Here is a 16,137-nt window from a genome sequence, read left to right as displayed (position 1 = left end):
TCAATAGGTCTGGACCAGTTCACCTGGGCCGGGAGGCGGAGCCGCCGGTCACGGGCCCCGCACATCCAACTCCCGAGCCAGCACGGCGGCTTGGACCCGGTTGCGGAGCTCCAGCTTGCCCAGCAGCCGGCTCACATGCGTCTTCACGGTGGCCTCCGCCATGGACAGCCGCCGCGCGATGCCGGCGTTGGACAGCCCTTCGCCCAGACAGCCCAGCACCTCCAGCTCCCGGCGGGTGAGCGTCTCCAGCGCGGCCGGGTGGGGCGTGCCGGGACCGGGGGCCGGCCCGGAGGCGGAGGCGAACTCGGCGATCAGCCGCCGCGTCACCGCCGGGGCGACGATCCCGTCACCGCGCGCCACGGTCCGCACCGCCTCGACCAGGTCGCCCGCCTCGCTGTCCTTGAGCAGGAAGCCCGCCGCGCCGGCGCGCAGCGCGCCGAACACGTACTCGTCCAGGTCGAAGGTGGTGAGGACCAGGACATCGGCCAGTTTCCCGGTGGTGATCTCGCGGGTCGCGGAGACCCCGTCGAGCCGGGGCATCTGCACGTCCATCAGCACCACGTCGGGGCGGAGCTCGCGGGTGAGCCGCACCGCCTCCTCCCCGTCCGCCGCCTCGCCGGCCACCTCGATCCCGGGGGCCGAGCCCAGGATCAGCACCAGCCCGCTGCGCACCGCGGCCTGATCCTCCGCCACCAGGACCCGCACCGGGGCCGTCACTCCGACCGGCTCCCTCATCGCTTCTCCCCTCCCGCGGGCAGTTCCGCCCGCACCCGCCAGACCGGCCCGTCTTCCCGGCCGTCCTCTCCGCCGCCCTCCCCCGCGGGGAACTCCGGGCCCCCGGGCGCGGGGCCGGCCGTGAAGACTCCGCCCAGCAGGGCCGCCCGCTCCTCCATGCCGACGAGGCCGGCGCCCGAGCCGGGCGCCCGGGGCCGGCGCGGCGCCGCGTAGGGACTGCGCACCTCGATGACGAGTGCGCCGGCGGCACACCTCAGCGTCACGGTCGCGGTCCCCGGTGACGCGTGTTTCAGGACGTTGGTCAGCGACTCCTGCACGATCCGGTAGGCCGCCAGCTCCACCGGCGCCGGCAGGCGCGTACCCGGGGGCCGGGAGTCGTCCAGGACGAGCGCCAGGCCGCTCCCGGCGGCGCCGGTGCGGGCCTGCTCCACCAGGGCCTCCAGCCCGTCGAGACGGGGCGCGACGGTGGTGCCGGCCGTCCCGTGGCCGCCTCCGGCACCCCCGCCGGGCCCCGTTCCGCGCCCCGTCCGGTCCTCGCCGGCGCGGAGGACCGTGATGAGGCCGCGCATCTCCGCCAGGCCCTGCACGCTGTTCTCCCGGATGACGCGGAGCGCCTCCCGGGTGGCCGCGGGGTCGTCCCTGGAGAGCGCGGCGGTGGAGTGGATCGCGACGGCCGAGAGGTGATTGGCCACCACGTCGTGCAACTCCCGTGCCATCCGGGCCCGTTCGGCGGTGACGGCGCTCCGCCGGTCCAGCTCGGCGAGGAGCGCGGTCTGCTCGGCGCGCAGCCGTTCCACCCGCGCGGCCTCCTGGTGGCGGCGGATGGCCAGCCCCGTCCAGGCGGGCACGACGGAGATGAGCGCCCCCACGACACCGACGAGCAGGGACTCGGGGCGGGGGTGGAGGGCCAGCGCCGTCACGGTGGCGACGGCCGTACAGATCACCGAGGCCGGGATGACCCGCTGGTACCGCCGTTCCGGGCCGTAGAGCACCGCCGCGTAGATGACGTCGGTGAACATCAGCACGGTCGCCAGGAGGGAGCCGGCCGCGATGTCGGCGGCCAGCGCTCCACAGGCGACCAGCAGGGTCCACGGCTGGGCGATGCGCCGGAACAGTTCGCACCCGGCCATGACGGCCAGCGGCAGCAGCGCCCAGGCGCTCGGGTCGTGGCCGGACCGGATGCCCGTGGGGATCCCCAGGGACCACAGGACGAGTCCGCCGGCGAGTCCCCCGGCGGCGAGCAGGACGTCGTCCCGGTGGGGCCGGGGGAGAGGGCGGCGGACCGGGTCCGTCCCGGCCGCGGCGGGCACGGAGGTCCGGGAAGTGGCGAGTTCCGTGGTCACCCCGCCATCCAACACGGTGGCGGCGGGCGGCGGCTCGGCCCTGGGGCCCGGATCCGCCCGCCCTGCCTCCGCCGAACGATGCAGTCCTCTCTCACCACCGGCGACGATGTGGGAGACGGGGTGCGCGCACGAGGCTGGACGGGCCGCTCCCGCACCGGGGCGGTGCCGGGCGCGGTGCCGGGATCGGTGGCCACCGCGAGAGAGGGGGTTCTCGTGGTCGTCACCTTGATCATCGCCTGCGAGGTCGCGTTCTGGGTGCTGCTGGCGGCCGGCCTGAGCCTGCGTTACCTGGCGCGGCGGCCGCGGGCCGGCGTCGCGGTGCTGCTCTGCGAGCCGCTGCTGGAGGTCGTTCTGCTGGCCGCCACCGCCGTGGAGCTGCGCCGCGGGGCGGAGCCCGGCTGGGCGCACGGCCTGGCGGCCGTCTACATCGGCTTCACCGTCGCCTACGGCCACTCCATGATCACCTGGGCGGACCGGCACTTCGCCCACCGGTTCGCCGGTGGCGCCAAGCCCGCGGGCCCGCCGAAGTACGGGGCCGCGCGGGCGGCGCACGAGTGGCGGCTGTGCGTCAGGACGCTGGTGGCCGCGGCCGTCGCCGCCGGGCTGCTCCAGGCGGCGATCGTCTACGTGGGCGAGGGGGACACCTCCACCCTGGCGCAGTGGCAGGGGCGCATGGCCGTGGCCGCGGGCGTCCACACGTTGATCGCGCTCAGCTACACGCTCCGGCCGAAGAAGGAGCCGGCCACCCGCTGAGCCGTGGCGGGAGAATCTCCCGTGGGGAGAACCCGCTGGGACGAGGGCCCGCCGGGCCGAGCGGCCCGGCCTGCCGAGCGGCCCCGGTATGCCTTGCAGCCCCGGTACGCCGCCCGGCGGCCGGGGCACTCCAGGCCGCCGGGCCGCACCGGCCGTCGCGGAGCGCGGTGCTCAGCGGTTCTCGCCGGGCACCCACAGCACGTCGCCGACCTCCTTGTTGGCCGTCCTCGCCAGGATGAACAGCAGGTCCGAGAGGCGGTTCAGATAGGTCGCGGTCAGCGGGTTCATGGTGTCGCCGTGGACCTCCAGCGCCGCCCACGTCGAGCGTTCGGCCCGGCGCACCACCGTGGTCGCCTGGTGGAGCAGCGCGGCACCGGGGGTGCCGCCGGGGAGGATGAAGCTGCGCAGCTTCTCCAGGTCCGCCAGGAAGCGGTCGCAGTCGGCCTCCAGCGTGTCGACGTAGGTCTGCTCCACCCGCAGCGGCGGGTACTTGGGCTCGGGCACCACCGGGGTGGCGAGGTCCGCGCCCACGTCGAAGAGGTCGTTCTGGACCCGGACGAGGACCGCCGTGACCTCCTCCGGCAGGGAGCCCAGCGCGACCGCCGTCCCGATCACGGCGTTGGCCTCGTTCGTGTCGGCGTAGGCCGCGATCCGCAGGTCGGTCTTCGCGGTCCGGCTCATGTCGCCGAGCGCGGTCGTGCCGTCGTCGCCGGTGCGGGTGTAGATACGGGTGAGGTTGACCATGGGGCCGAGCCTAGTGCCGGGCCGCGGAAGGCTCACCGGCTCGTGACGCCCGGCACACGGCGCTCCCGCACTCCGGCGGGCGGTCCCGTGCCTCCGTCGCGCCCCGGCCCCGGGGCACCTCCGGCTCCCCGCCCGCAAGGACATCGGGAGCTTTCCGCCACGCCGTCCCGGCCGTGGCGACCGCCGTGCGCGGGCCCGGTCCGCAGCGGTGTGATGTCCGTCATGTGAGACGTGATGCTCGTCTCTCCGCCTTCAGTTCGGGCCCCGGCGGCCGTTACAGTCCGGAAGGAGAGACGCGGGAGACCGTGGGACCGCCGGAGGCCGCCGCAGACGTCGGGGCCGCCGCGGATGCCCGCCGGCCCGCCGCGGCGCCGCCGCCGGTGACCCCGGTGGCGAAAGGCCGCTTAGCACCGCCCGCGGCGGTGGCGCAACTCCAGGCCACCCGGTGGGATGAATTCTGTATCGGTTCGCTCACAGATGGCAACGGAGCTGCCTGAGCGGCAGTCACTTCTGTAGACCTGAGCCGGACGAAAGGCCCGGGCCGGACGAACCGGCCGGGAACACCGCAGCATCTTCCGGGAGCGCATATGCACATCAGGGGCGATCACGCCGAACTGATCGTCGGCGGCCGCCTGGACGTGCGCACCGCGGCGGACGCCCGCACCGCCCTGCACGCGGCGCTCGACTCCGGGTACGGCGACTTCCTGCTCGACCTGGGCGAACTCGACTCCTGGGACGCCACCGGACTCGGCGTCATCATGGGGGTCCACCGGCGGGCCGGGCGCGCGGGGCGCCGGCTGGTGCTCCGCCGCGTCCCGCCGCAGCTCCAGCGGGTGCTGGTGGCCACCCGGCTGCACCGCGTCCTCGTCATCGAGGACGGCCTGCACGCCGGGGCCCGCCCCGGGATGTGACGGCGGCCGGCCCGGCCCGGCGCGTGAGCGGGAGACCGCCCGCTCTCCGTGCCCCCGCCGGGCCCGGCCCTCCCCGCGCGGGGCGCGGTTGGGTCACCGGTGCCTCCGGTGCCACCGGCACCCCGCCGGTCCCCGCTGTCCTCCCGGCACCCCGGCGGGGGCCGTGACCAGCGTCACTCCGTTTCCGCCGGGCGTGCGCGGGGCCGTCCGGCGGTTCGTCCGCGGGCTTCCTCACAAACGCGTGACGTTCCCCGTTCCGCCCCCCTGCCGCTGTTTCCCGGACCCCGCGTGACGGTCTAAAGTGCGGGGCGCGCGGCACCCCGTACCCGCGACGCCCCCCGGACCACGCGACGGCTGGGGGCACCCCCCAACCGCCGGGGGAGTGACCGGCCGGCAGAGCAACGGCACCGACCAACCTGGGGGCTTCATCATGGACCCGAACCACGGCGGTCCGGACCGCCACGGCCACGACGAGACGGACGCCCACCCCGTCCACCACGGCGATCCCGTCCACTACGGAGACCCCGCCCACTACGGAGAGCAGGGCGAGCACGGCGACGAGGCGGGTCACCGCGGCGAGCGGGACGCCGGCACCGGCCCCGGATACGGAAGCGGCCACGGCGCGGACGCTGCGGACGGCGGGAGGGGCGACGCCGGCGCCGGGGGCCCCTGGTACCCCGGCACCCCGGTCGGCGGCCCGGACGAGCCGGGTGCCCCCGCGTCCCCCTCCCCGTCGGCGGCCCTGGTGCACCGCCCCCGCGGCGCCGCGCTGCCCGCCCCGCCCCGGGGCCGTTCCGAGCTCGCCGGCGGCTCGCCGGCCGCCGAGCCCGTCCGCACCACCGAACTGGTCGTCGGCACCGACACCGGCACTGGTACCGGCACCGGCACCGGCACCGCCCCCAGCGGCGCCGCCACCGACGCGAGCGGCTATCTGCTGACGATCAATCCGCTGGACGGCAGCGAGGTCGAGACCCTGCCGCCCGGCGCGCGCCCCGGTGGGCCGCCCGCCCGCCGCGGCGCCGCCGCGCGGGCCCGTATCGACCGCCCCGCGCCGCCGCCCGCGCCCTCCGGCGCGGCCCACGCCGCGGCCTCCGGCTACGCCGTCGTCTCCACCCTGCCGCTGCTGGAGCGCGCCGAGGAGCGGATACGGCTGCGGGGCCTGCTCGCCCGCGGGCGCTCCGTCCGCGTCACCGGCGCCCGCGGCTCCGGGCGGAGCGCTCTGCTGGAGGCCGTGGCCGAGGAGTGCACCGACCTCGCCCCCGACGGCGTCGTCCGGCTCTCCGGCCGGCACCGCACCGCCTCCGACCTCGTGCGCGATCTCTTCTCGGTGGTCTTCGCGACGGGCAGCCACCGCCGGGCCCCGGCGGAGCTGCTGGGCCTCGTCCGCACCATCGGGGCCGTCGTCGTTCTGGACGACCTGGAGTTCGGCGGCGCCGCGCTCGACGAACTCCTCGACGCCACCCCCGAGTGCGCCTTCCTGATGGCGGCCGGCCCGGACACCCCCGCCCCGTCCGCCGACTCCCAGGTCGCCGAGGTCCAGCTGCCCGGCCTCAGCCGTGGCGCCTGCACCGAACTCCTCACGCACGTGGTGGAACGCCCCCTGACGGAGGACGAGTCGGCCTGGACCGGTGACCTCTGGTTCGAGTCGGAGGGGCTGCCGCTCCGCTTCGTCCAGGCCGGCGCGCTGCTGCGGCAGCGGGACGCCCTCCGCGCCGACCCCCACGCCTTCGACGGCCCCCGCCCCGGGGACGCGCACGGAGGTACGGAGGCGTACGGGGCGGTGGAGCTGTTCACCCCCGGCGAGCCCGGCGCCGGACCGGAGGGCATCGGCGCCATGGCCGGCGGCGCCCCCTCCCCGGCCCTGCCGACCCTCGCCGAGGCCGCCGCGCCCGCGGGGCTGCTCGCCTCCCGGCTGAGCGAGTCCGCCCGCGAGACGCTGCGGCTGGCCCTCGCCCTGGGCGGCGTCTGCCCGCACCACTCCCACCTGCCGGCGCTCACCGAGGACAGCCACGCCGACGGCGCGCTCGGCGAACTGCTCGCCTGCGGCCTGGTCTCCCGGTCCGGGGGCCGCCACCGGCTCGCGGCCGGCGTGGCGGCGCAGCTGGAGGCGGCCGGCTACGGGGACGGCGCCGCGGAACGCGTCCACCTCGCGGGCCGCCACTACACCTGGTGGGCCGGCCACCCCTCGATCGCCCCCGAGCAGGCCGCCGCCGAGGCGGAGACGCTCCTCGCCGTGGCCGCCGCCCTGGTCGCGGGGGAGGAGCCGGCCCACGCCACCGGTGCCGTGCTGCTGGCCCGCACCACCGCGCCCGTCCTCGCCGCGGCGCTGGACTGGAGCGCCTGGGAGCGGATGCTGCGCCACGGCCAGGAGGCCGCGCGCCTCTCCGGCGAGGTGGCCGAAGAGGCCTACTTCCACCATGAGCTGGGCGTGCTCGCGCTCTGCTCCGGCAAGCTGGACCGGGCGCGCGCCGAACTGGAGGCGTCCATCGCGCTGCGCGGCGTCCTCGCGGACCGCCGTGGCGCGCTGTCCGGCCGCCGGGCGCTCGCCCTGGTCGAAGACCGGACGGACGGTTTCGACCCCGGCGCCGGGGGCCCCGCCGGTCCGGCGGGGGAGACCCCGGACGGGGCCGCCCAGGACACCGCCACCCCGCCCGCCGGGGTCACCGGCGTGCTCGCCGCCTCCGGGGCCGCGCGGACGGCCGGAACCGGCGAGACCGTGGTGACGGGCGCCGTGACGGCGCCCGGCGCGGGACGGGGCGGAGCCCACCGGGGCCGCTCCCCGCGCGCCCTGCTGGGCGGCGCCCGCCGCAACCTCGCGGCCGTCGGCGCGGGGACGCTGCTCGCCGTCGCGCTGGGCACGGTCGTGACCCTCGGCGCCACCTCCGGCGGCGAGGAGGAGGAGCCACCGGGACGGGTCACCACCGAGCAGTCGGCCACCGAGGACGGCGGAGGCGGCGGTCTCCCCGCCGAGGCCCCGGCCCGGGAAGCCACCAGCGGCCCCGCCGCGGGCGTGAGCTCCGCCGCCGCCCCGGGCACGGCCACCGACTCGCCGTCGCCCAGCGCCTCCGGGGAGGACCCGGAGGAGAGCGGTGGGACGGACCCGTCCGCGTCGAAGAGCGGCGGGAGCTCCTCCGGTTCCTCCGGCTCCACCGGGGGCTCGGGCAGTTCCACGAGCCGTCCCGCCACTCCGCCCAGCAGGACGCCCACCTCGGAGCCGTCCCAGGAGCCCAGCGGGGAGCCGTCCGAGGAGCCCTCCGACACCGATCCCCCCGAGCCCACCAGCAGCGCGGACACCTCCACCACGGCGAGCGGCCCGGCGCCCGACCCGGTGACCGGCACCGCGTCGGCTCCGTCGGCGGGGTCGCCGTCCGGGTCGACGGGATCGACGGGGCCGTCGGGGCAGGCCTCGCGGCCGGCGTCGTGGGTCACCACGGACGGTCCGGCCCCGGGCGGCGGCGCGAGCGGCGGGAGCGCCACACCCGGCGCGGGCGGGGGCACCCCCGTCATCTGAGGCCCCGTGAGGCCGTCCGGTCCCACCTGAAGGCCGCCCGGTCATCCGGGCGGCCCGGGCCCGGCCGCTCCGGCCGCCGGCCGGGGAGCGGCTTCCCCTTCAGGCGACGGACCGGTTCCCCCTCCGGCCTCAGGGCGGGATTCCGGCCGTACTCAGGTCAGGGCAGGTCAGGGGCAGGTCAGGGGCAGGCCGGACTCAGGTCACGGTTCAGAACAGCCGCAGCTTGTCGTCCTCGATGCCGCGCAGCGCCTCGTAGTCCAGCACCGCGCAGCTGATGCCCCGGTCGGTGGCGAGCACCCGGGCCTGGGGCTTGATCTCCTGGGCCGCGAACACGCCCCGCACCGGCGCCAGATGCGGGTCCCGGTTGAGGAGTTCGAGGTAGCGGGTGAGCTGTTCGACGCCGTCCAGCTCGCCGCGCCGCTTGATCTCCACGGCCACGGTGGCCCCGTCGCCGTCGCGGCAGAGGATGTCCACCGGGCCGATGGCCGTGGGGTATTCACGCCGGATCAGGACGTAGCCCTCGCCGAGGGTCTCGATCCGGTCCGCGAGCAGTTCCTGAAGGTGCGCTTCCACGCCATCCTTGATCAGGCCCGGGTCGACGCCCAGCTCGTGCGAGGAGTCGTGCAGCACTTCCTCCATGGTGATGACGAGCTTCTCGCCCGCCTTGTTCACCACCGTCCACACGCCGTCCTCGCCCTCCTTGAGGGTGCACGGCGGAGACATCCAGTTGAGGGGCTTGTAGGCACGGTCGTCGGCGTGGACGGAGACGCTGCCGTCGGCCTTGACGAGGATCAGCCGGGGCGCGGAGGGGAGGTGGGCGGTGAGGCGGCCCGCGTAGTCCACGGAGCAGCGAGCGATGACGAGACGCATGGGGCGTCACGCTACTCGACCACCCGGGGCCGGCGCGATTCGCCCCGGACCGCCCTGGCCGGTCTCCGGCGGCGGAACGGGGGACCACTGGCCGGTTGTCGCCATTCTCCTGGTGCGCACCCGTTGCGCGGCCTACCGTGGACGCGCGAAGTCGCCGCGCGGGCACGCTCCGTCGCGGCGCTTCCTTTCGCCGTCCGAGGACCCCGCGGGGTCGCGAGAGGAGAACCCCATGTCGCTGGACGTCTCACCGGCCCTGCTGGAACAGGCCGAGCGAGGCGAGGTCGACGAGAAGGAGTTCGTCGACTGCGTCCGGACCTCCCTGCCGTACGCATGGGAGATGATCAGCTCTCTGGTGGCCCAGCTCAAGGTCGACGGGGGGGAGTTCGCCGACAACCAGGTGCCGCCGCCGGACGAACGGGCCCGCGGCCAGCTGCTCCGCGCCCTGGCCAGCAACGCGATACGCGGCGCCCTCGAACGGCACTTCGGGGTCCGCCTGGCCTTCCAGAACTGCCACCGGGTGGCCGTCTTCCCGCTCGACGCGTCGGCGGACGAGCGTCTCGCCCGCTTCACCTCCGTGCGGGGCCAGATCCTCAACCAGTCGCCCACCCTGCGCGACTGCTGATCCCGGCCCGCCGCCCCGCACCCGCACCGGGGACCCCTCCGGGCGGGGCGGCGGCCGGCCCACGGCCGGTGGGGCGCAGGGCCCGGCGGCGACGGGCGGGAACGGGCGACGGGGGAGACGGGGCGACGGGGCGGGAACGGGCGACGGGGGAGAGGAGCCCCGCCGGGGTCCGTGGCCCCGGCCGGCCATCCCCCGGGTTCTCCGCCGGCCCCGGCCGGGCCACGGCCGTCCCTCCCGCGCTCTCCCCTACCCGAGCAGGGGCAGCACGTCCAGGCCGAGCCGCCGGACGTTCTGCTCCGTGGCCGCTGTCTCCCCCGACCCCTCCACCAGCAGGGCGAAGCGGGTGATGCCGGTGCGCTCGGCGGTGGCCGCGAGCCGGTCCGCGCAGAGCCGCGGCGGTCCCACCGGGTGCAGCGCGCAGAGGAGTTCGGTGTACGCGTGCGGATCCCGCATCCGGCGCGGCCGGCCGTCGACGGTGACATGGGCCCCAAGCCCCTGACGGAGCCAGCCGGGCATCGCCTTGAGCAGCGTCTCCACGGCGTCCGCACGGGAGTCGCCGACCTGGGCGACGCCCGCGGACACGTGTCCCGCCGCCGCGATCTCCCCCGCGCCGCGCCCCGCCTCCCGGGCGCACCGCTGCCAGAAGGCCACCATCTCGGCCTTCTCCTCGTCCCCGCAGTGCATCCCCAGCAGCATCGGCAGCCCGCGCTCGGCGGCCAGCCGCACACCCCGCCGCGAGGTGCACGCCACCAGCACCGGCGGGCCCTCCGGCCGCTCCGGAAGGTCGTCCGGCCGGGGGACGACCGGGACCTCGCGGAAGCGGTACCGCTCGCCGGCGGCGCCCACGGCCGGCTCGCTCAGCCAGCGCAACAGCAGGTCCAGGGATTCCGGGAAGCCCCGCTCGTGCGCGGGCAGCCCCGCCCCGAAGACCTCCAGATCCACCCACGGGCCGCCGCGCCCGACGCCCAGGGTGAAGCGGCCACCGGAGAGCAGGTGCAACAGCGCGGCCTGCTCGCCGAGTTGGACGGGGTGAAGGGTGGGCAGCACGCTCACCGCCGTCCCGACCCGGATCCGGCGGGTGCGGCCGAGCAGCAGCGCCGCCAGCGTCACGGCGGACGGGCAGACCCCGTACGGGACGAAGTGGTGCTCCGCGAGCCACACCGCGTCGAGCCCCGCCGCCTCGGCCTCCTCGGCGGTACGCACCGCGCGGCGCAGCGCCTCCCCCGCCCCCTGGCCCGGGAACTGGGCCGCCAGGACGAACGCTCCGACCCGCATCGCGCCTCTGCCTCCTCGCGCCGGGGGTGTGAGTTCCGGGGCGCCTCCGCCGGTTGTCGGCTGGCCGTACGCTCCCACCCGCATCGCGTCTCCGTCTCCTCGCGCCGGGGCCGTGAACGCCCGGCACCCCCCGCCGGCCCTTGGGGCGGCCGTTCCACTGGCAACAACGTCCGATCCATGTCCGGGGCAACGGCCCGCCGGGGAATTTGCCCGATCATCTGCGTATCCGAACGGGGGGGTCGGCGGGGCGGGCCGGGGTTCCGGGCTCCCCGTGGTTCGGGGGACCGGGCGAGTTGGGGCGGCGGGGTGGGGCGCTTCCGTGGGGCCTGCGGTTCTGTGGCGCGGGGCCCGGACGGGGCCGGAAGCCTCGCGGAGGTTCCGGGAGGATCCGGGGAGTTCCGGACGCCGGGAGCGTGCCGGCGCGTAGGCTTGGGTGGCGGAAGACCGTCCACGCCGGAGACCGAGACGAGAGGTGCCCCGTGTCCCCGCGTCGTAACCGCCCCCGTGGCGGCAGCAGCCCTTCCCGTACCGGCGCCGGACGCGGCGGAGCCGAGGAGGAGGCGCCGCTCGGCGGCGGCTGGGGCACCACGGTGACCTGGCAGGGCGAGGAGTGGGTGGTACGCCCCGTCGGGGGGCCGACGGCCGCGAAGCACTACCGCTGCCCCGGCTGTGACCAGGAGATCCCGCCCGGCGTGCCGCATGTGGTGGCCTGGGCCCGGCTGCGCCCGGTGGACGACCGGCGGCACTGGCACCGCGCCTGCTGGAACGCCCGGGACCGCCGCACCACTCGGGTGCAGCGGTCCCGTAACGCGCCGCGTTACTGAACGCCGAGGCCCCGGCGCGTCCGGCGGGACCGGCGGGACCGGGCCGGTACGGCCCGGCGGACGGGTGCGGAACGGACGGGTGCGGAACGGCGGCACCGGGCCGCGCGCGACTCGACCGCGCGCGGCCCGGTGACCGCGGGCCCCTGTGAGGGACCGGGGTGGCGGCCCGCTGTGGAGCCCCCTGTGGAGCCCGGTGTGACGGCCCGGTCCCGGCGCCGGTGACCAGCCGGCGCCGGGACCGGCGGTCAGACGTCCCGCCGCTCCAGCAGGGTGTACGCGCCGGCGAGGGCCACCGCCGTGACCCCGGCGAGCAGCAGCAGCTGGCTCATCCCGTCACCGTCGCCGGTCACCTGGTGCAGGGCGGCCAGGGAGTTGATCGCGTTGTACTCCAGGATCTTCTCGGCCGCGGGCCGCATGCTCTCGGAGAACATCATGAACGCCGGGAGGATCGCGGGCAGGAGGACCACCCCGAGCATGGCGGTGATCGCTCCGGCCGAGTGGCGGAGCATGGCACCGACGGCCATCGCCAGCACGCCGAGCAGGGCGACATACAGACCGGCCCAGACGGTGGCGCCGGCCCATTCGGAGGCGGTGGCCTCCGCCACCCCCGGTCCGTTGTGCATCGCGGTGCCCATGAGGGCGGTGAGCGCGCAGACCACCGTGGTGACCGTCCACGAGACGGCGAGGAAGACCAGCACCTTGGCGGTCAGCACCCGGGAGCGGCGCGGGGCGGCGGTGAGCGTGGTGCGGATCAGGCCGGTGCCGTACTCCGAGGAGATCACCAGCACGCCGAGGGTGACCACGCAGATCTGGCCGAGGATCAGCCCGAACAGCCCGTTCATGATGGGCGGGTTCGCGTCGTAGTCGCTGGTCTCGGTGAAGTTGTTCACCAGGAAGCCGATGCCGAGGACGAGCACCGCCATCACGGTCAGCGTCCAGACCGTGGAGCGGACCGTACGGATCTTGGTCCACTCGGCGGCCAGGGCGTGCCCGAGGTGGGTGTTCCGCACCGGGATCGGTGACCGGTAGCCCATGGCGGCCGGCGACGCCTGGCCCGCGCCCTGGCCCTGGTGCGGGTGGCCGTAACCGGGCTGCCCGGACGGCACCTGCTGGGCGGTCGCCTGCTGGGGGTGGCCGTACCCGGACGGTGGCGGTACCGGTGCCTGCGCGTGCGGCTGCGGGGCCCCACCGGGCTGCGGGACGGAGGCCGCCGGCTGGGGGTGGCCGTATCCGGACTGCGGCTGGGCCGGCGGCTGGGTCTGTGCCTGTACCTGGTGGGGGGCCTGCTGCGGGTGCGGGGGCCGGTAGTGCGGGTGCGGAGCACCGAACTGCTGGGCTCCCGGGGCACCCTGCGCGCCCTGGGCGGACGGCTGGTGCGGCGGCCCCTCCGGGGCACCGGGAGCGCCGTACGGCGCGGCGGCGGCCGGCATGGGCCCGGCCGGCGCCGGCGGGGCGGCCGCCCCGGACGGGTCCGGCCCGGCACCCGGCGACCCCGTGTCCGCCCCGGCGCCGGCGGGGGCGGACACGGCATCCGCCCCGGACGGGGCCTGTTCCGGGGCCGGTGGCGCCGGTGAGGTGTCCGGCGCCCCGGGGGACCCCGGCGCGGCGGCCGCGGGCTCGGAGGAGCTCGCGGAGTCCTCCCGGGACGCCGCCGGTCCGTCGGATCCGGCGGTGACCCTGCGCAGCACGGCGGTGGCCGGCGAGGGCGCCTCAGCCCCGTCCGGCGCACCCGCGGCGCCCGCGTCCGGCGCACCCGCGGCGCCTGCGTCCGGCGCCCCGGAGGGCCGCGCGGGCGGGGACGCCGGGGCGGCGGGGGGAACGGCGGGGCCGGTGGCCGATCCGTGCGCGGTCCCGGCGGGGCCGTCCGGCGGCGGGGCCTGCGGCGGCGTGGCCGGGGTACCGGACTGGGGCTGCTGAGGGGTGGTCATCGGGCGTCCTCGCTGTCACGCTTCGTCATCTCGGGAGCGGCTCCGGGGGCGGTGGGCGGCGGCCCGTACGGGCCGGGCTGCGGCGCTCCGGCCGCGGTGCCGAACTGCGGCGCTCCGGCCGCGGTACCGGTCTGCGGCGCTCCGGCCGCGTACGGCTGCCCCGGTGCGGCCCCGGGGGGCGGGTAGCCGCCGGGCTGCGGGCCGTAGCCGCCCTGGGGCGGTGGATATCCGCCCGGGGGAAGCTGACCGGGGCCCGCGGGACCCGTCGGCCCGCCCGGTCCCATGGCCCCCGCCGGACCCGGCTGCCCCATCGGCCCGGGGCCCGGCTGCTGGAGCCCGGCCCGCGGGTCGGAGGAGGAGCGGTAGTCCACCGCCCCCTGCGTCATCTGCATGTAGGCCTCTTCCAGCGAGCCCTGGTGCGGTGACAGCTCCCACAGCCGCACCCCGGCGTCGTGCGCCAGGTCGCTGATCCGCGGCAGCGGCAGCCCGGAGACGCGCAGGGCACCGTCCTGCTCGGGCGCCACCTGGCCGCCCGCCTCGTTCACCACCGCCGTCAGCTTCTCCCGCTGCTCCGGGGCGCCCTCCGGGGTCCGGACCCGGGCGTAGCCGGTCGAGTGACGGGAGATGAACTCCTTGACGCTCATATCGGCCATCAGCTGGCCCCGGCCGATCACGATGAGATGGTCCGCGGTCAGCGCCATCTCGCTCATCAGATGGCTGGAGACGAACACGGTGCGGCCCTCGGCGGCGAGGCCCTTCATCAGGTTCCGCACCCACAGGATGCCCTCGGGGTCGAGTCCGTTGACCGGCTCGTCGAAGAGCAGCACCTGCGGGTCGCCCAGCAGCGCGCCGGCGATGCCCAGACGCTGCCCCATGCCGAGGGAGAAGCCACCCGAGCGCCGCTTCGCCACGTCGTGCAGGCCCACGAGGCCGAGCACCTCGTCGACCCGGCGCGCGGGGATGCCGGAGAGCTGGGCGAGGGCGAGGAGGTGGTTCCGCGCGTTGCGGCCCCCGTGCACCGCCTTGGCGTCCAGCAATGCCCCCACCTGGCGGGGAGCGTTGGGCACCCGCCGGAACGGCAGCCCGCCGATGGTCACATGGCCGCTGGTCGGTGCGTCCAGCCCCAGGATCATGCGCATGGTCGTCGACTTGCCGGAGCCGTTCGGCCCCAGAAACCCGGTGACGACCCCGGGCCGCACCTGGAAGGACAAGTTGTACACGGCCGTCTTGGCGCCGTAGCGCTTCGTCAGGCCGACTGCCTCGATCATTCTCCGCCCCTCGCCGGATGGTCCCCGGCGGCCTGGTGCCTGCGTGAACGTCGGCGTCCCCCGGGTCCTAGGAGGGTACCGGCGACGCGCCCGCCTCCCGTGGCCCCCTCCGGCCGGCCCCCGGCCCCGCCGGCCACCCGGCCCCTCCGCCCCTTCGCCGGTCCACCGCTCCGCCCCGCGATCCCGGGGCGTTCCCCGGCGTGCGGGAGCGGCCCCGCGCCCGTCCCCGTCACGATCCCACCCCGGCGCCATCCGGTCGCCGGCCGGGCACCACAGCGCCGCGCCCCCCGCCACCGGATGACGGCGGCGGGGGGCGCGGTACGGCAAACGGCCCGGCGGGGGTCAGCCGCGCTGCTGGGCCGGGACGGTCGCGGTCTCGTCGTCGCCCGCGGAGCCGGCCGCGGCCACGGCGGCACCGGTCAGCGTGGCCAGCATCTCGCGGACGTTGGTCAGCTGGGCGTTGATGCTGTCGCGGCGGTTGGTGAGCGCCGCCAGCTCCCGCTCGGACTCGCTGCGGATCCGGTCGGCCTTGGCGTTGGCGTCGGCCACGATGTCCTCGGCCTGGCGCTGGGCGGTCTCCACCGTCTGGCGGGCCCGGCGCTCGGCGTCCGTGCGGAGCTTCTCCGCCTCCAGCCGGAGCTGCTCGGCGCGGTGCTCGATCTCCGCGAGCCGCTTCTCCGCCTTGGCCTGGCGGGAGGCCAGGTCGCGCTCGGACTGCTCGCGCCGCTTGGCCAGGTTCGTCTCGAAGTCCGCGGCGGCCTGGGCGGCCTTGGCGCGGGTCTCCTCGAAGAGGGCGTCCGCCTCCTCGCGCTTGGCCTGGGCGTCCTTCTGGGCGTCGGCACGGAGGGTGGAGGCGTCGCCCTTGGCGCGGTCGACGATGCGGGCGCCCTCGTCCTCGGCCTTCTGCTTCCGCTCGGTGGCGTAGTTCTCGGCGTCGTGACGGACCTGCTGCGCGGCGGACTCGGCCAGCTCACGGTGCTGGTCGGCGGCGCGGCGGGCCTCGTCACGCAGGTCCTTGGCCTCCTCCTCGGCGAGGCGGAGGATCTTCTCGACCCGGGCTCCGAGACCGGCGTAGGACGGCTCGCTGTCGTTGAGCTGGGCCTGGGCGTTCTGCGTTTCGAGATGCAGTTCCTCGATCCGCTTCTCCAGGGCGTTGATGCGCGTCAGGGCACTGTCGCGGTCGGCGACCAGCTTCGTGATGCGGTCGTCCACCTGGCCGCGGTCGTATCCACGCCGCACGAGCTCGAAGCCGAAGGGGGAGGAAGTGTCGCTGCTCATGAGGTTCCTGTCGAAGAGACTGAGAGAGCCGGTGAGGTGATAGGCCGAATCCTAGGCGCCGGTACGGCGTGTCAT

Annotated in this window: 13 protein-coding genes; 5 read left to right on the top strand and 8 right to left on the bottom strand. The window is 76.5% G+C overall.

The features are described 5' to 3' along the window. Window positions 1–48: 48 nt before the first annotated feature. Together HCK00_RS09690 and HCK00_RS09685 are read right to left on the bottom strand one after the other, a co-directional pair. Window positions 49–735 carry a response regulator gene (locus HCK00_RS09690; protein WP_168101418.1) on the bottom strand — a complete coding sequence of 229 codons (687 nt, stop codon included), beginning with the start codon at window positions 733–735 and terminating at the stop codon, window positions 49–51. Then, window positions 732–2,045 carry a sensor histidine kinase gene (locus HCK00_RS09685; protein WP_168101613.1) on the bottom strand — a complete coding sequence of 438 codons (1,314 nt, stop codon included), beginning with the start codon at window positions 2,043–2,045 and terminating at the stop codon, window positions 732–734. The genes HCK00_RS09690 and HCK00_RS09685 overlap by 4 nt, the downstream gene beginning before the upstream one ends. 246 nt (window positions 2,046–2,291) lie before the next feature. Between HCK00_RS09685 and HCK00_RS09680 the strand changes: the two genes are divergently transcribed. After that, on the top strand, window positions 2,292–2,831 hold the full coding sequence (locus tag HCK00_RS09680; protein WP_168101612.1) for a hypothetical protein: 540 nt from the start codon (window positions 2,292–2,294) through the stop codon (window positions 2,829–2,831). 171 nt (window positions 2,832–3,002) lie between these two features. On the opposite strand, the gene HCK00_RS09675 is transcribed toward HCK00_RS09680, so the two are convergent. Further along, on the bottom strand, window positions 3,003–3,575 hold the full coding sequence (locus HCK00_RS09675) for a cob(I)yrinic acid a,c-diamide adenosyltransferase (protein WP_168101417.1): 573 nt from the start codon (window positions 3,573–3,575) through the stop codon (window positions 3,003–3,005). A 587-nt stretch (window positions 3,576–4,162) separates the two neighbouring features. Between HCK00_RS09675 and HCK00_RS09670 the strand changes: the two genes are divergently transcribed. Further along, window positions 4,163–4,486: an STAS domain-containing protein gene (locus HCK00_RS09670; RefSeq protein WP_168101416.1), complete on the top strand. Its 324-nt coding sequence runs from the start codon at window positions 4,163–4,165 to the stop codon at window positions 4,484–4,486. Between the two features lie 382 nt (window positions 4,487–4,868). Then, window positions 4,869–7,997: an ATP-binding protein gene (locus tag HCK00_RS09665; protein WP_168101415.1), complete on the top strand. Its 3,129-nt coding sequence runs from the start codon at window positions 4,869–4,871 to the stop codon at window positions 7,995–7,997. 207 nt (window positions 7,998–8,204) lie between these two features. Here the strand turns inward: HCK00_RS09665 and nucS are convergent, their stop codons facing one another. Further along, window positions 8,205–8,867: an endonuclease NucS gene (gene nucS, locus HCK00_RS09660; RefSeq protein WP_168101414.1), complete on the bottom strand. Its 663-nt coding sequence runs from the start codon at window positions 8,865–8,867 to the stop codon at window positions 8,205–8,207. Between the two features lie 229 nt (window positions 8,868–9,096). Between nucS and HCK00_RS09655 the strand changes: the two genes are divergently transcribed. Next, a complete protein-coding gene (locus HCK00_RS09655; RefSeq protein WP_168101413.1) occupies window positions 9,097–9,489 on the top strand; it encodes an SCO5389 family protein in 393 nt (130 codons plus the stop codon). 246 nt (window positions 9,490–9,735) lie between these two features. Here the strand turns inward: HCK00_RS09655 and HCK00_RS09650 are convergent, their stop codons facing one another. After that, window positions 9,736–10,764: an LLM class flavin-dependent oxidoreductase gene (locus tag HCK00_RS09650; protein ID WP_168101412.1), complete on the bottom strand. Its 1,029-nt coding sequence runs from the start codon at window positions 10,762–10,764 to the stop codon at window positions 9,736–9,738. 479 nt (window positions 10,765–11,243) lie between these two features. Between HCK00_RS09650 and HCK00_RS09645 the strand changes: the two genes are divergently transcribed. After that, window positions 11,244–11,588 (top strand): Rv1322 family protein, encoded by a 345-nt coding sequence (locus HCK00_RS09645; protein WP_168101411.1) that lies wholly within the window; start codon window positions 11,244–11,246, stop codon window positions 11,586–11,588. A gap of 245 nt (window positions 11,589–11,833) precedes the next feature. Here the strand turns inward: HCK00_RS09645 and HCK00_RS09640 are convergent, their stop codons facing one another. The 3 genes from HCK00_RS09640 to HCK00_RS09630 all read right to left on the bottom strand — a co-directional run bounded on the left by HCK00_RS09640 (window position 11,834) and on the right by HCK00_RS09630 (window position 16,062). Next, entirely contained in the window at window positions 11,834–13,018 is a 1,185-nt protein-coding gene (locus HCK00_RS09640; protein ID WP_206320142.1) for an ABC transporter permease subunit, read from the bottom strand. Between the two features lie 494 nt (window positions 13,019–13,512). Next, window positions 13,513–14,784: an ABC transporter ATP-binding protein gene (locus tag HCK00_RS09635; protein ID WP_168101409.1), complete on the bottom strand. Its 1,272-nt coding sequence runs from the start codon at window positions 14,782–14,784 to the stop codon at window positions 13,513–13,515. 342 nt (window positions 14,785–15,126) lie between these two features. Beyond that, a complete protein-coding gene (locus HCK00_RS09630) occupies window positions 15,127–16,062 on the bottom strand; it encodes a coiled-coil domain-containing protein (RefSeq protein WP_168101408.1) in 936 nt (311 codons plus the stop codon). Between the last annotated feature and the right edge of the window lie 75 nt (window positions 16,063–16,137).

Source organism: Streptomyces zingiberis, assembly GCF_012034935.1.
In the GTDB taxonomy this organism is placed as follows: domain Bacteria; phylum Actinomycetota; class Actinomycetes; order Streptomycetales; family Streptomycetaceae; genus Streptomyces; species Streptomyces zingiberis.
The sequence above is the reverse complement of the archived record's forward strand: the minus strand, read 5'-3'. Positions and strand labels throughout refer to the sequence as shown.

Excerpts from the sequence above, each read along its gene's own strand:
- nucS (WP_168101414.1), bottom strand. The coding sequence starts at position 8,867 with ATGCGTCTCGTCATCGCTCGCTGCTCCGTGGACTACGCGGGCCGCCTC.
- HCK00_RS09640 (WP_206320142.1), bottom strand. The coding sequence starts at position 13,018 with ATGCCGGCCGCCGCCGCGCCGTACGGCGCTCCCGGTGCCCCGGAGGGG.
- HCK00_RS09690 (WP_168101418.1), bottom strand. The coding sequence starts at position 735 with ATGAGGGAGCCGGTCGGAGTGACGGCCCCGGTGCGGGTCCTGGTGGCG.
- HCK00_RS09630 (WP_168101408.1), bottom strand. The coding sequence starts at position 16,062 with ATGAGCAGCGACACTTCCTCCCCCTTCGGCTTCGAGCTCGTGCGGCGT.
- HCK00_RS09635 (WP_168101409.1), bottom strand. The coding sequence starts at position 14,784 with ATGATCGAGGCAGTCGGCCTGACGAAGCGCTACGGCGCCAAGACGGCC.
- HCK00_RS09670 (WP_168101416.1), top strand. The coding sequence starts at position 4,163 with ATGCACATCAGGGGCGATCACGCCGAACTGATCGTCGGCGGCCGCCTG.
- HCK00_RS09655 (WP_168101413.1), top strand. The coding sequence starts at position 9,097 with ATGTCGCTGGACGTCTCACCGGCCCTGCTGGAACAGGCCGAGCGAGGC.
- HCK00_RS09675 (WP_168101417.1), bottom strand. The coding sequence starts at position 3,575 with ATGGTCAACCTCACCCGTATCTACACCCGCACCGGCGACGACGGCACG.
- HCK00_RS09650 (WP_168101412.1), bottom strand. The coding sequence starts at position 10,764 with ATGCGGGTCGGAGCGTTCGTCCTGGCGGCCCAGTTCCCGGGCCAGGGG.